Raw genomic sequence first — 14687 nt, 5'->3', positions numbered from 1 at the left:
ATGACCCCAGAACAGCTGATAACATTCGCCACCGTCGCCGAGCATGGCAACATCAGCCACGCGGCCCAGGCGTTGCACCTGTCGCAGCCCGCTGTGTCCGGGCAGCTCAAGTTGCTGCAGGAGGCTTTTGGTGAGCCCCTTTACCAACGCGCAGGGCGCGGCGTGCGCCTCACGGCTGCAGGTGAGCAGTTGCTGGCCCATGCCGAGCGCCTGCGCGATACCTTCCGCCAGGCCCAGGCCCTGCGCGAGGCCATGCGCGGCCTGGAGCGCGGCACCTTGCGCATCGGCGCCAGTACCACGCCGGCCAGCTACCTGCTGCCGTACCTGATCGCCGACTTCCACGCACGCTACCCAGATGTGTCGGTGAGCACCTCCAATGGCAACACGGCTGAAATTGTCGCCGCGCTGGGCAGTGTCGATATCGCCTTGATCGAAGGGCCTCCCGGGCAGGAGTTGCCGTTGGGCACCGGGGTCACGCCGTGGCGTGAGGATGAGATCGTCGCGATCGTGCCCAGTACTCATCCGTTGGCCGGTGACGAGGCGCAGACCTTGGAATTCTTGGGGGCCTACCCACTGGTGCTGCGCGAGAGTGGCTCCGGGGTGAGGCAGATTGTCGAGCGGGCGTTTGCCCGCAGTGGCGTGGCAATGCGCGTCGCGATGGAAATCGCCGGGGTGGAAGGGGTAAAGGAAGCGGTGCGGGCAGGTATGGGGATTGGCTTTGTGTCGGCCATGTCGATTCGCCATGAGGATGGCGTGTTGCGGCGGCTGCGCATTACGCCGCAGCCGTTGGTCAGGCGCTTTTCCATCCTGATGCCCCATGCCGCCACGCCGTCGCGGGCGGCGGCGCGGTTCATGGAGTTGTGTGTGGGCGAGCCCAAAGACGGTTAGCAAAGCTGGCCTCTCGCGGCGGCATCAACCCACCTTGAACACGTGCTTGAGATACGCCACGAAGTTCTCGTCCCGGCATTGGGTCTTGCCCGGGCTGTCGGAAATCTTCGCCACCGGCGCCCCATTGCACGCCGTCATCTTGATCACGATGTTCATCGGCTCCACCCCTGGGATATCGCAGGTGAGGTTGGTGCCGATGCCAAAGCTCACGTTAATCCGCTCATGCAGTGCGCGGTACAGGCCAAGCGCCTTGGCGAAATCCAGCCCATCCGAGAAGATCAGCGTTTTGCTTCGCGGGTCGATCCCCAGTTTTTCATAGTGGACAATGGCCTTTTCTGCCCATGCCAGCGGGTCGCCCGAGTCGTGGCGCAGGCCATCGAACAGCTTGGCGAAGTACAAGTCGAAATCCCCCATGAACGCGTCCATGGTGATGCAATCGGTCAACGCGATGCCCAGTAGCCCGCGGTATTCCCGTACCCAGCATTCCAGCGCAGCGGCCTGGCTGTCGACCAGGCGCGGGCCCAGTTGCTGGTGGGCCATGAACCATTCGTGCGCCATGGTGCCGATGGGCTTGAGTTCCAATTCGCGGGCCAGGTGCACGTTGCTGGTGCCGACCAGGCGGCCAGGGAAGTCGCGCTTGAGAATGTGCACGACCTGCTCCTGGACCCGGTACGAGAAGCGCCGTCGGGTGCCGAAATCGGCCAGTTGAAAGCCTGCCAGCTCATCGGCACTCGCTTCGGCCTTGAGCCAGTCAAGCTTCTTGTACAGCCGCTCGCCCACGTGCTCCATCACCACTTCCCGATAGCGGTAGCGGTTGCGCACTTCGCTGATGATTGCCAGCAGCGGGATCTCGTAGAGGATCACGTGCAGCCACGGCCCGCGCACGCGGATTGCCAGCTGCCCGGCGTCGTCCAGGCCGACCTGCACGTAGCGCAGGTTGAAACGGAACAGGCTCAGAAAGCGGATGAAGTCCGGTTTGATGAACGGGATTTTTTCGAGGTAGGCCAATTGGTCGTGGGTGACGGTGACATCGGCCAGTTGCTCGACCTGGTAGCGGATTTCTGCCAAGTAAGGGGAGAGGTCCTCACCGTTACGGCAGCGGAATTCCCATTCCACCTCGGCGTTGGGGTAGTTGTGCAGCACCGCCTGCATCATGGTGATCTTGTAGAAGTCGGTGTCCAGCAGGTTCTGGATGATGCGCGGGCCGAAAACGCTGTCACTCATGGGCGGTCTTCCTTGATCAGCGAGAGTTGGTAGTCGAGCGCGGCTTCGTCGCCGCAGAGGATGACACCCTCGGCGGCCAATGCGCCGCAGGCAGCGATGGCGCCGGCCTGGGTGAGGGCGCGGCAAGCCGGCAGGTACAGCAACACCTGAAACCCGGCTCGGCGCAGCTGGTGGGCGGTGGTCTTGACGCAGTAGTCCAGGGCCAAGCCGCCGACGATCACGGCGCCCACCTGCTGCACCTTGAGGTATTCGATCACCCCAGTGGAGCGGCGTTCGGCCAGGTCGTGGTAGCAGGCGCCATAGGGGTGCAAGTCGGGTTCGACGCCTTTCCACACGTTTTGTGAAATGCACCAAATCCATCGATTTCTTGTCAACGTCGGATGGCCACACCATTCTACCCTGAAGCCCCTGTTCTGACAGGCCTCCAGCCCTTTAGTGCCTTCAAAGGGAGCCCCTCGACCACCTCAACCCGCCCGGAGAGAGCAATCCAACGAAGCGCCTGGCGCGCTCCAGAATCACACCCCGGTAGGTGCCACGATCTCGAAAACTCCATTCACTGCCTCTCCGAAAATCCTTCATTACGAGCCCGGCGAGCCACCTCATTCGCGGCTGAGGCCGCTACAAAAAATGCCCAGAAAGCCGAAAGACACCCTCATCCGACCTAAAACACTAACGCTCACTGCTGAATAGGTCATCAATATCCAGCGCTTCGAGCCGGTTCTGTTCCGCTCGAGGGGACACGTAACTCTGTTCCTCTTCATGGAAGAACCGCTTCATACGGTACTGGACGTCATAGGCGTCGATGATTCCGTCGATCAGTGCGTTTGAGGGCGATGCATGCCAACTGGAAAACTTCTCGTCAATCATATTGGTAAGGACACGATTAGCGGCAGCCAAATCATAGCCATTCCCGAACACATCGCTTTCCTCGAACATCTCGTCAAGCGATTCGCTCATGGTGGTGTACGCTAAATCTGCGAACGGTTCCGTTGCTTCGGTGATGTCATATGCTTCAAGCGATCTGACTAAATTTCCAAGTGCAGAGAGCTCTTTTTCTGCCACTCCAGTGACTATTATTCCCAAAACAAAGTCTATCAGCGACGGTGCTGGAATTATCTCGTCATCAATAGCATCGGCTAGCGTATCCAAGCAGTGCAGATAAGTTTCGCTGATGGGGCTTCTTATAATGACTTCAGTGGTTTGTGATAGCCGCTTTGCACTCTCTTGCTCACTGAGTCCATGGGTCGTGCCCTGATATAGTTTTGCCAGGTGTTCAGGCGAGCTGTCCACAAAGCCCAGATGTTCCTCATGCTCGAACAAAGACTGGAATATGCTTCCCACGCTCTCTTTAGAAATCAGCTTGTTGCGCCTCATGTCTTCGAGCATATCAAGAGCACTGAGACTGCGCAGACAGCTGCAAACAGTTCTGAGCAGCAGGGTGTCATTCGCATAGCGATGAATCAAGTAATCTCCCAGAGAGGGGTTGAAGAGTTTGTAGTAGCGCTTCTCGCCGGCCATCACGCGCGTCAGCAGTGAGTTTGAGAGATGCCTAACTACGAAGCCGAACTCACGTTTGCCCTTAAAGCTCGCATGCTCAGGCATGCGCAGACCTACGGCATAGGCCTTAGCAAGATCCTGCTCAAGAATGTCGTTTCCGTTAAATGCGACCAAAAGCACCAGGAATCGACCAAAGTCGTCGAGCTGAGCGTCAAATGGGTGCTCCCAGATTCTCGTTGGGTTATCCAGGAGGTTGGTGATGTGATTCCAGTAGGCTTCAGCGGGGATGTCGACCAAACGCTGCGGGTCAGTGATGAACTGTATGATGCGTGGGTTAAAATTACGGTGTCCAATAACCCTGTGGTAACGCTTGTCTATGTAGAATGATTCTACATACTCAGGGCTTAGCCCCGAATGCCATATATGGTTGTACAGGATATGGGCTTTGTCGAGGCTTGAAAGGGATTGAAGCTTGATCTCCATCTCGTTCCGATTGACATTGCCGTCTTCAAAGGCATCGTTCAGAATTCGCCCCTGATTCAAAATAGTAGATCGTGACGTCAGTACGAATTTCTTCGTTGCTCGATCGCGATGAATTCGCTTAATGAAATTGACGATCTGGCTTCCCTCATGCCCGGATAATGCTTCTAGGTAGTTCCTTCCTAAGAAGTCGTCGAAATAGAATAGCTGCCGCCTATCAGGCACGTAAGCTTGTTCAGCCTCATGAGCGTCATTGCTGATGGACAGAAACTCGAAGCCATTTTTGGCATAGAGCAAGATGAGTTGCTCGGCGAGTGTGGTTTTTCCGATACCTGCTTGGCCAGTGATGATGACCGTCCCAAGCTGGTTGAGTTTATCGACAGCCCATTCGTAGTTGCGGGTCTGGACGAAGATCTTCGATTTCTCAATGATCTCGCTCATCATCGCATCGCTACGACCCATGATGGCGTTGTTGAGCAGGTGGACAAGCACGGTAGCGCTGCTGATCCAGAGCTTGAAATGCCTTTGCTCAACCCTGGGATGCCGGGCAAGCAAATCGTTGAGATCCTCCTTTCCGTAGACGCTCACAGGGCAAGAAGCGGCAAGAGCCGTTGTTAGCTCATCCTTGTTCAACCTTGATAGTGGAATCGATACCACTAGAACGTAGCGCTTAGGCTTAAGCGCAGCGATCTTGGGCGCTTCCGATGTGCGCAAATGGGTGACCATTTTCGAAAAAGGCGTAGCAGCCCAGTGTTTGGCCTGCAGGATCCATTCACCACCATCCGGGCTGAAGTAGCGCCCATCCACGCCTTGGTCACGACCAGGCTTAAAGCGCTCAAATCGAACACCCTCCGATGCGCCGATGAGGTCGGTGCAAAGCACCTCGAATTCTTTGTCGTTGAGGCGCGAAAAATCGTAGTCGTTCACTCGGGCATCCACTCCATGACAGAGGGGTACGATAGCATTTAGCTACGTTGGGTGAGGATTTAGCCCAAGCAAGCTGCTGGACAGCAGTCGCGTAGGTCGCTCAAAGCCTATGGGTACAAATGTTCTCTTCAGGGGCAGCGGGGCGGTGATGGGCGTGACTACAGGGCGAATTGAACGACCCATTCGCCAGGTCGCTGTTAAACACTCTGAACGCGCGGTAGCCCCACAAGCAGGTCAACAGTTCGATGAACTATGGCTTTCTAGTTACTTAGGTGAAAGGCTTGCAGCCCTCGAAGGGGTAAGCTATTGAGCGCAAAGACAATGCGATGCCTGAATGAATCTGGAAACGCTGCGGTACATGCAACACCGCACCGAAGGGCGGGAACCCAACAGTTTGGCTATCAATAGATGATTGATAGCAGTTGTAAAATAAAGTTACATGTATAGGTGGTTAATCAGGTCTGTCACACCTCTTGAAAGCGCCCGCCGTTAGCAATATGATCATTTGGCTTTAACCCAACTTAACCTTTGCTATTGAGGTGGATCATATGGCGCTTAAACCGGGCCCCAAGCCTATTGCCAAGTCAACCGGCGAGGTGGATAAACGTCGTCGTGACAATAAAGACACGCCAGGGAATAATCCTGACTTGAAGCCTAGCAAGTCTACGAAAAAGTAGCTCGCAGCTGGCTGAAGCTGCCGTAATGGCAGCTTTTTCAATTCGCGTTGTACCTAAGAAATCCACAGTCAGAGGGTTGCGCGCCTAGACTTTGTGGAGGCTCCAAGGCGGTGTGTATTGAATATACCCTGTCATGAATTCAATTGGGTGTTTTTGGGTTTTATGGGTATTCATATAGGTATTTTTGCAGGTGAAAAAGGTAAGGGTTGATCGATCAAGTTGGCGGGGGGGGATTGACTTGCAGTGTTCGTGTTTGAAGATCAGTGCCTGGGAGCGGTTTGTCCCCTCATCCCGTGATCGGAGAGCTCTTTGCATTCCTGGTGTGCCGGGAAATCCTGCACCACTGACTCCAACCGTGGCTCCGCTCTCGCAAAAGCTGCACCGGTCTGGATGAACTTGTTCCAAGCGTAATCCCAGCTGGGCTTAAGCTTAGGCATGCAAAATTGGCTCCGTAGGCTCTCAAGGGCTGCCTTTGGATTCACCACCAGCATAGGGTTGTCTTTCTTAGGCCAAGCGTCTGATTCCGGTACCGCAAATATTTGATAGGGTCTCGGCGCCAAGACTTCGACCATTCGACAGTCAATATCAAAATACGATGTGGCCTGAAGCGAGGTCTTCTTGAAGCCGACGTGGCTCAGCTTTACGCCGATAAACGATGCAAGTGAGAGGTCTGACTGCTCGAACCAGACATGCTTCCTCCTGACCAACCTTACGTTCCCTGCGCACATCGACCGAGCTCTTGGTTCTCTAGCCAACCGCTTTAGGGCAAGGGTTGCAGCCAGTAGCTGCATCTTGCCATTATCGTTTTCTAACGAGGCCGCGACAGCCTAGCAAGCGGTGATTGCTTTGTCCTCGAGCGACGCGAATGCAGGCGATCGAGGAAGCGGCTGCGCGGTCATTACGAGCTGCATAGGTGAGCTGACAAGGAAAATGGTGTGAATGTCTTCAGCGTAATGGCCAATCCGACGGAATCTTTCGAGTTATCCGAAAAACGGTACAACAGCAAAACGAGTAGGAACTGGCCTTACGTTCAGAGTCACAATGGCGAGGTCAAGTCGTTTGCGCTGTGCCCGGCTTGCCAGAATCCTGTTCTGTTGATTAACCGATATGTTGCATCCACGCAGTCGAACACGCTGTATGCGCGCCACTCCGGTTACTCTGTGAGCGGCCTAGCTGACTACAACGAACGAGCGTTTAAGAACTGCCCTTTCCACAACCCTGAGCGCTTCGATAGCAAGGTACGTCGCGAGAGCGGGTCGCTTGATCAAGAAATTCGGCAAATGCTCTTGCACCATCTAGACCTCGTCATCACTCAACTGGAAAGCTTGATCGGTATCAAGCTCACCGACCAGGTAGTAGATGCGATGGTTCTCGATTTCAGCGGGAATCGAGGGTACGAGTACAAGGCAATCAGCCTCTACAATCTGCCAATAGGTTTCGCCTACATGACCGAGGCCAAAGATCTGTATGGTTGCAAGATTGTCGATGGTAACGTTGCAGCTAAAATTAACGCTAAATCTACTGGATTCGAAACCAATGATTGGGGAGTGGTTCGTCGAAAGTCGGGGGCAAAAGGAACGAAGTTGCGGCTTTATTTTAATAATCACCGCATGGGTGATACGTATCCTACTAAGGAAACGGTCGATCTCGAAGTCGTAGAGCTCAAGGATGCAACGACCGCGCCGCAGAAGATTTGCAGCAAAACCATCAGCTTTTCTGGAACATTATTCTTCAATACCTTGATGCGCTGGGAGCGTCTGCGCCAAATCGCGGTCAAGCACCTTTAGGACGTCTCCGATCGGCCTGCTGAGCACTGAGACAAGTTCCGGCAGGTCGATAGGCTCTTCCTCGAGGTTTTTTCTGAGAAACTCGGCGTGGCTTGCATGTGCAGCGCGCTCTATGGCTTGATAGGCAAGGCTATTGATGAGTTTCAATGTGCCCTCTTCCTCAGAATAAAGTCCTATAACGCCGGAGAGGTTGGCAACAGGGAGGGCGATTCTGCGGAGGTGGTCAAGGTCACGCGCCGCGGTAAGGATGATATTGTCTCGGGCATTGCGTGCCGTGTATTCGTATGGGAATTCCAAGATCATCTCTCCTGCAATGGTTCGACGTGTAGCTTGTGGTTTGCTGGCTTGTGTTGCCAGTTACTGAGGTAATTCAATTCTGAATGTGGAGCAAGCCCTGATGCAAGTCAGAAGTGATGCTGTTGCATGACGTCGCTGGTAGCTGCGCCAAGGTTGAGGTAGATTCATTGAGCATGGAGGGTTCGCTCCTGCTTGATCGGCTTTGCGTCTTGTGTTTTCAGAAGGTGCCACAATGATTCATTCCAATCCTGATGATGCGGTTGCTGCAGAATATTTTTCGCATGCGAATGGGACAGCGGCGATTCTGCTTCTGTCGCTGGGGTTCACATCGTTGCAGTTCGCTCATCCGAGGCCTTTTGCAGTTATAGCGCTTGTTGTTAGCGTGCTCTGGTTGTTTTCGGTGGGAGGGCCTTACAGGGCGATTATTAAGCGATACCTTCCTAATAACGCTCCTATGGGGCGCTATCTCGCTGTGGTATGTCATCTCAAGATTTTCTTGTTGGCTCTTGCGTTCGTACTTGCCATTGCGGGAGGGATGACAGCCAATGAAATTTATTCTTTATTTGGCTATCCGGTGAGTAAATAAGGCTGGATTATTTTAGGTAATAAGGTGGAGCTTTTTTAGGTGCGTAGTTGTATCACGCTGGCTGACCGCAATCCATACGAGTCATGTGTATAATGAGCCTTCCTAGCGACGATTTGGTGTCAGTTTTCCGGTGCGGCGAAAGACGCAAGTTACAGCGCTGAATTGGTGAATCATTTTTCAGCTGTTAAGGATTTGCTTTCACGAAATGTTGATCGTGAGCTTGTAACTAAATTAGTACGCAGTGCAGTGTCCCTGGTTCGGGTGTTCTAGGTCTTGTAATGAAATCGAAACAGTGTTCGTATAGGGTGCGAGCTCAAGGGGTGGAGGGGAGCAGGGATTTAGTATGTGGTCTACACGGAACTTATTCGGTGGCGCATTCAGCTTGTCCTTTTTGTGTGTGCGGTAAAATGCGACTTAACGGTATGTGTTTTTGCCCAGGCTGCACAACTCTCTGACTTCCCAGTCCCTAAGTCGCAAACATTATCGGCGCTTTGTTTGAGCGCATAGCTTGAATTTGGAGACAGATATGGCTGTAGCTTTGAAACGGAAGCATCTCCAGGAAGACAAGTACACGTACACCTGGGAGCGTGATGACGGTGATGGCAAGTATATTGGCCCTAAAGACCGCGTACGTGTGGACAAGGACGAAGGTTACGAGGTGCTGGAGTTCATCGAAAACCTGATGAATGACGCGGGCAAGGACACCTTGGGCGATGTCCATAAGGCAGAAGATGCGCTGCACGTCAAAGAACTCAATCATGTGGTGATGCGCGATGAACTGACCAGCAAGGTCAAGAAAGCGTTGGACTGGTAACGTCAGTCACCCTCGAATGCCCGTCGACCTGCTCGACGGGTTTCGCATTTAGATGTGGTTTGATCCGTTTTCCCTGGTTCAGGTCACCGGAGATAGCCTCCCCTGTTCCTAGGCGCGTTTAGCAGCCTGGATATCGGAGCAATCCTGCAGCCCCTCAAGCCTACCTACCCTGAGTATTGGAAAGGCTTCAGCGACGCGGCTCGCTGCGCTATAGAGCGTGAGGAGTTTGAGTAGGGTCGGGTGCTGTGGCTGCTCGGTGATGTGTGTTCGATGTTGATAACGCGAACGAGCCCTTCAGACCCTACGTAATATTCAGTGATCGTCGCTCCGTGGCGCTGAGTGATCTATCAGATGAAGAGCGGGGATTTCTGGATCAGGCTATGGAGTTGCTAGAGCCCGGGCTACTGATGGCTCGCCAGAGTGATGTCATCTGGAATACCAAGGGCCCTCGGCATAAACGTCATGCGTTGGCTGCGATCCAGAGGCTACGCAACCGTTTCGCTGGATGAAGATGGCTGGCACGAGGGTGGCCGTGAATGCATCACCCAGGCCCTTATGCTCGCGAGTAGGTTGCAAAAGAGTGGGGGCGATACGTTCGAGCTGCTCGAATCCAGAGTCTTTGAGGCTGTTGACGTTGCTGAAAATGAGGCCGGATTTCTGTTCCCAGTACTTGCAGATCTGGTGATCAGCTTTGGCATGAAAGCAGGGTACTCCACTGATCTGGCTGGGCGCCTAGCCAACGCTGCGGCGACGCATATTGAGCAAGGGGCCATTGAGCTAGCCAGGCACTGCTATGCAAGCGCTAAGAATGCATATGCACAGGCAAAAAACCGCTGCTTGTCACACACTGGACATCCAAGCATTTGGTGTCAAACCTCTTATGGCTTCTTGCTTTTAGAGCACTCCCAGAACCATAGCCTCTGAGGCTTCCCTATGCCCTGCCACTGAACCCTCCTTCTGCTGCTCGGTTCTGACCACAAAGGACAATGGTGCGATTCTGAAGGGGAGTGGGGTGAAGATCTCTCCAATCACGCTGGGATACAACATTTCACTGATGTGGTTTCACCCGTGAGGGCATAGAGGGTTCAATGGCCTTCCTTGGAGGTGTATCGCAGCCTCGCAGGGCTTAAAACTAAGATCTGCCTCAGGTGTGGCTACCATAACGTACTCGGGAACATTCAACCCACCAACAGAGCGCCTGGAGAGCGAAGGCTTTAGTGAGTGTCTCTCGAGCGCAGAAGAAGCATTGCAGCACCAGCATGCCAGCAGCTGCTTCGATTTGCCCTGCCGTGGTGATGACTTGCTTGCTCATATCGGATATGGTTTATGGTGGCCGCTGGCCATTGCTCGTGTGATCACGAACAAATCAACTGGATTTTGAGGTAGAAAATGGTTCGCTCTAAGTCAGGGAAGAAGAGCTCTAATATTGCAGTTCCGGATTTCTTCTATAAATATTCTCCTATTGATTCGATTCCTCTGATTTTGAATGGGGCAAGTATAAAGGTTACTGATCCAACAAAGTTTAATGATCCGTTCGACTGTAATATTCCATTGATGGATCTCGGTAAGATCAATCTCTTGAAGATGCTTAAGGATGAGTTTGGTGCACGCCTAGGACTTTCAAATAATCCTAAATTCAATCAGCAGATGAATAGCTTCCGCTCTGAGATAGATGAAATGGCGGAAGTGGTGCTGCGGCAGACTAGTGATGTTGCCCGCAACTGGGATGTTTTGCTTTCTCAGTTTAGGGTGCTATCGCTCACCACAAAGCCAGACAACATATTGATGTGGTCACATTACGCTGAAAATCATACGGGTGCCGTGCTCAAATTCAGTGCGAATGCGCCTGCCTTCAAAAAAGCACTTAAGGTCAAATATGGCGGCGGTGAGAAACTAATGTCAATGTTTTTGACCGCAGCAACCACCGAGCTCGCGAGGCATATTAGCCGGGATAGGCCAGAATCTGAACTCGACAAATTAGCCTCTGAAATGTCTGATAAGAACTTCGAGTTGTTATTCAGGTATTTGCTCATTAAGCGAGAAGAGTGGGTGTACGAGCAGGAGTATCGTGTGATTCTCAGTGTTGATAATCCTGAACTCACCCGTAAAACAGACCTCGATACGGTGTCTTTTGCTCCTGGTGATTTGAGTGAAATTATATTTGGTGTCAATTGTCCCCCAGAAAAAATGCAGAATATTGAGGCATTGGTTCATAGTGGTTACCCTGGCGTGAAGATTACGAAGGCTAAAAAGCGAGGCCTTGATCTAATCTTGCCCGATGAGGATTAAGCTTGAAGGAGTTTGCATTCACTCACCTGGCAGCTTTTTTGATTGACGTGGGTGTGAAGAAAAGATTGTGATTTTTACTTAACCCGCCTTGGCTACGGGCTTTTGGAGTCATCGAAGTAAAGAGAAGCTGCTTCATCGCTGAATTGAAGATTATCTGAGTCAGGATGTTGTCGGTGCTCATTTAGACCGCTGGGCGGTGAGATCGGACGCTCCTGAAACGAGCGTCCGGAAATTGCTAAAGCCGTGCGTTGATCCAGTCCCAAACGGCTTTTTCAAGCCAACCTTGATGAGTGTCTGTAGTGACCTGAGTTACAAAAATTCGATCATTTGCATCCAGCTTGGCTCTCAAGTCGGCACAGACTTGATCCGCTGTCGAATTGGTGCTAATCCAGCGAACTGAATCCAGGCCTGGATCTTTAACGTTTTGATAGCGTTTTAAATGTTCAATGAATGCAGTTCGTGCCTGGGCATAATTACTACGCTCTTTATTCAGATTCCAAGTCACCATATATACTGACATTGATCACTCCTTGTTCACCTAGTGATGGTGCGGTCGAGGGTGATCGAAGGTTTCTAGCTCCATCGCACCTTCGATCATTTTAATTAAACGCATATTTTTTGCGGTGTGCAGGCCAAGCTCATTTATGATTTAAAAGCTTTAAACAGCTTGTCCGAGGCCACATAAACCTCCCCCCGAGCCCGCGAGAAGGCCACATAAAGCTTGTTCCTCGTCTGAGCCACGGCCTCGCTCAGCTTACCGTCCTCAAATTGCTTCCACGCCTTCGCTCCCATCACGACGCAGACGTCCTCGTAGTGATCCTGCCCCTTACTGGCCCCCCAGTTCTGCGAGTAGCATCCGTACTTGTAGTGCTGCTCCTGAAACAGCTTAACGATGCCGTGATCAGCATGCAGACGGTCTGCAAACTCCTGAGAGTCGACCTTGATGATCTGGGTCACCCTGCCTTTGTGGGAGTCAATCTTGATCTGCAGGTGGGCGCTGATGAAATCGCAAACCGTCGTACCACACCGCCAGCTCTTGCTCAGTGTCTCCTTGTCCACCTTGATTTTGGCTTTGACGAACCGCTTCTCGTATTTCGTGATGTCGTCGTGCAGGGTGCTGTTCACTGAACCATCGCGACTGGTGTCGAAGGTATGCTGGTAGAAATCACCTACGAACAGCATCTCGGTATTCGCAGCTGATACCTGGAGCAGCAGGTTGAAGTCATGGCCGGCAAAATCCTGCACCTCGTCAACGTAGACCGAGTCGTAAAAACGCTCGATTCGCGCCTTGACGCCAGGCAGCAGACCCTCGACCTCGATCAGCTTGGCCAGTCGGTTGTGGTAGAGCCGACCACCCGGATCTCGGTACCGCTTCCTATCATTCAGTGCGTAATTACTCTGTGGGGGCCTCCTGAAATTCAGGCCTCTCGTGTTCATCTCGTTCTGCATGAATGGTCTGAAGCAGAACCCGTGTAGGAATGCAAAGTACGTCATCACGGTGATGTTCGACGGGAGGGTGCCGAACTTCTTGATGATGCTGTTGCGCAGATGGCTGTAGTTGTTCTCCGTGTAGGTGATGATCAGGGCGCGCTTCTCAAGGCTGAGCTTGCTGATGAGATGGGTCGTTTTGCCTGACCCAGCTACCGCAAAGATCACTCGTTTATCCATGCGATCGCATCCTTGATGTACTGAGGGGCCACGAGTGCTGCTGACTTCTTCGTGAGCAGTTCGAACGCAGCGTCGGCCTTGTTCTTCAGCATGTACTCCTGGACTGTCAGCTTCTTGCGTCCGGCTGCGAACAGCTCATCGCAAGCCGCCTTGTTGTCCTGGTACAACCCGATTTCGAACGTCGTACGTGTGTCATCCTTGTCAGCGAAGATCTGGGCGCCCTTGTACAGGCTTTCCTTGTAGTTCTCCACGCAGTGCTGCTGGTAGTCGCCGTCATTGTCACGGATCGCTGCGACTCGGATTCCCAGAAGCTTCCCGAGCTCCAGATAGCGTTTGAAGCTCGTGCCACCAATCGAAATGATGTGCACCTGATCGGCGTGCGGCGTTCGTCCGTTGGAGTGCTTCTTGTAGAGTTCTTCGATCAGGATGAACTCGGCATCACCCTCCACCAGAATGACCTTTTTGGAGAGCGCGAACTCCAGGACATTGTTATCCGGTGCCTTCATGAAGAAGCTGGCGGTCGGCTCGGTGAGTGCCTTCAGACGACCAGCCTGCTGATCGCTACCCAAGAGAAGTGCATGCCGAAGGTCGAGCCGTGAGCAGATGTGGCTACTGTGAGTGGCGATGAAGAGCTGCGTGCCTGCTGTGGCGGCCAGTTGCTCAACCAGGAGCTTCATCTTGGTGTGGCTAAGGTGGTTTTCAGGTTCTTCCAGCAGGAGGGCATGCAGTTCGCCCTTGGCTTCATGCCGGCGCAGCGCGAACTCGGTTTTGATGAAGCACTGCTCACCCTTACCTCGATTCTCGATCGGAATCCCATCCTTGGTGATGACGAGGTCAGTTTCGAGGTTGGAGCGGATACTGGTTCTCACGCCAAATTGGTAGGCACCCAGGTCAGCATTGAGTGCGGCCAATTCCTTGTCGCGAAAAGCTTCCTTGCCGCGGCGATAGCGATTTTCCAGGCTGTAGCGTTCTGGTGGTTCGGCGTTGAAGCTGAACACTGTGCGGGTGTACTCTCTTGCCGCGTACTCACTGTCGATGCGAGAGCTGTCCAAGAGAAGGTGCTTCACCGGGCGCCGATAGCTGACATGCGGGCCGCCAGAGAAGGTGTAGAATTTCACACCGTAGTATTCGTACGGGAAACCTTCCGGGTCGTCTTGCAAAAGCTGATGGATCGTTGCACCGAACTCCTCAATCAGCGGAGCAATCTTCATCCCAATTCCGTCAGTCATGGCGCCGGCTAGATTCTGCGTGCCGTAGTAGCCTTGATCATCGCCTTCCTCGAGAAACACCTCCACGACCAATTCCGGCAATCGGTCGAGCGTACGTGGGCCCTTCTGAAAAGCCTTTACTGCAGACTGCGCCAACAGTGACTCGTACCCGATGGTTTCAACGTGGCTACGACTGGCACTGAGCGCGAGATCGAGGCCAAGCAGTACGCTGCTTTTTCCAGTCTCGTTGTCACCGATCAGTACGTTCACCCCGGCATCGAACTCAAGCGTAAGCGACTCGAATTTCTTGAAGTTTTTGAGCATCACTTTCTTGATGGCAGGCAT

12 protein-coding genes and 1 pseudogene are annotated in these 14687 nt (G+C 53.1%); 6 read left to right on the top strand and 7 right to left on the bottom strand.

The features are described 5' to 3' along the window. Window positions 1-888 (top strand): LysR family transcriptional regulator, encoded by an 888-nt coding sequence (locus GIB19_RS19280; RefSeq protein WP_274887674.1) that lies wholly within the window; start codon window positions 1-3, stop codon window positions 886-888. A 24-nt stretch (window positions 889-912) separates the two neighbouring features. Here the strand turns inward: GIB19_RS19280 and pncB are convergent, their stop codons facing one another. The 3 genes and pseudogenes from pncB to GIB19_RS19265 all read right to left on the bottom strand — a co-directional run bounded on the left by pncB (window position 913) and on the right by GIB19_RS19265 (window position 5016). Further along, window positions 913-2112, bottom strand: coding sequence for a nicotinate phosphoribosyltransferase (pncB, locus tag GIB19_RS19275; protein ID WP_274887673.1), 1200 nt, complete (start codon window positions 2110-2112; stop codon window positions 913-915). Continuing rightward, window positions 2109-2447 (bottom strand): annotated as a pseudogene (locus GIB19_RS19270) (isochorismatase family protein); the annotation flags it as partial. The pseudogene GIB19_RS19270 and the gene pncB, both read right to left, overlap by 4 nt. Before the next feature lie 334 nt (window positions 2448-2781). Continuing rightward, window positions 2782-5016, bottom strand: coding sequence for an nSTAND3 domain-containing NTPase (locus GIB19_RS19265; protein ID WP_274887671.1), 2235 nt, complete (start codon window positions 5014-5016; stop codon window positions 2782-2784). 1612 nt (window positions 5017-6628) lie between these two features. On the opposite strand from GIB19_RS19265, the gene GIB19_RS19260 reads away from it, so the two are divergent. Further along, window positions 6629-7480, top strand: a complete 852-nt coding sequence (locus tag GIB19_RS19260; protein ID WP_274887670.1) for a hypothetical protein — start codon at window positions 6629-6631, stop codon at window positions 7478-7480. On the opposite strand, the gene GIB19_RS19255 is transcribed toward GIB19_RS19260, so the two are convergent. Beyond that, window positions 7418-7777 (bottom strand): hypothetical protein, encoded by a 360-nt coding sequence (locus GIB19_RS19255; RefSeq protein WP_274887669.1) that lies wholly within the window; start codon window positions 7775-7777, stop codon window positions 7418-7420. The two genes, GIB19_RS19260 and GIB19_RS19255, sit on opposite strands and share 63 nt — an antisense overlap. Window positions 7778-8009: 232 nt before the next feature. Here GIB19_RS19255 and GIB19_RS19250 point away from each other — a divergent pair, with 232 nt between their 5' ends. From GIB19_RS19250 to GIB19_RS19240, 4 genes are all read left to right on the top strand, one after another. After that, window positions 8010-8363, top strand: a complete 354-nt coding sequence (locus GIB19_RS19250) for a hypothetical protein (RefSeq protein ID WP_274887668.1) — start codon at window positions 8010-8012, stop codon at window positions 8361-8363. A 538-nt stretch (window positions 8364-8901) separates the two neighbouring features. Next, on the top strand, window positions 8902-9177 hold the full coding sequence (locus GIB19_RS19245) for a hypothetical protein (RefSeq protein WP_274887667.1): 276 nt from the start codon (window positions 8902-8904) through the stop codon (window positions 9175-9177). Window positions 9178-9440: 263 nt separating this feature from the next. After that, window positions 9441-9686 (top strand): DUF7380 domain-containing protein, encoded by a 246-nt coding sequence (locus GIB19_RS28485; RefSeq protein WP_446731396.1) that lies wholly within the window; start codon window positions 9441-9443, stop codon window positions 9684-9686. An 880-nt stretch (window positions 9687-10566) separates the two neighbouring features. Further along, on the top strand, window positions 10567-11466 hold the full coding sequence (locus tag GIB19_RS19240) for a DUF2971 domain-containing protein (protein ID WP_274887666.1): 900 nt from the start codon (window positions 10567-10569) through the stop codon (window positions 11464-11466). Between the two features lie 235 nt (window positions 11467-11701). Here the strand turns inward: GIB19_RS19240 and GIB19_RS19235 are convergent, their stop codons facing one another. The 3 genes from GIB19_RS19235 to GIB19_RS19225 form a co-directional block, all read right to left on the bottom strand. Further along, window positions 11702-11986: a hypothetical protein gene (locus GIB19_RS19235; RefSeq protein WP_274887664.1), complete on the bottom strand. Its 285-nt coding sequence runs from the start codon at window positions 11984-11986 to the stop codon at window positions 11702-11704. Between the two features lie 122 nt (window positions 11987-12108). Next, the gene (locus tag GIB19_RS19230) at window positions 12109-13134 is read right to left on the bottom strand and encodes an AAA family ATPase (RefSeq protein WP_274887663.1); all 1026 of its coding nucleotides are present in this window, start codon (window positions 13132-13134) and stop codon (window positions 12109-12111) included. Further along, window positions 13119-14687, bottom strand: coding sequence for an ATP-dependent nuclease (locus tag GIB19_RS19225; RefSeq protein WP_274887662.1), 1569 nt, complete (start codon window positions 14685-14687; stop codon window positions 13119-13121). Before GIB19_RS19225 ends, GIB19_RS19230 begins: the two co-directional genes overlap by 16 nt.

The sequence above is a fragment of the Pseudomonas sp. ITEM 17296 genome, assembly GCF_028895205.1.
Classification (GTDB): Bacteria; Pseudomonadota; Gammaproteobacteria; order Pseudomonadales; family Pseudomonadaceae; genus Aquipseudomonas; species Aquipseudomonas kermanshahensis.
Note: the sequence above shows the minus strand (reverse complement) of the source record. Positions and strands in the feature narration are given on the sequence as shown.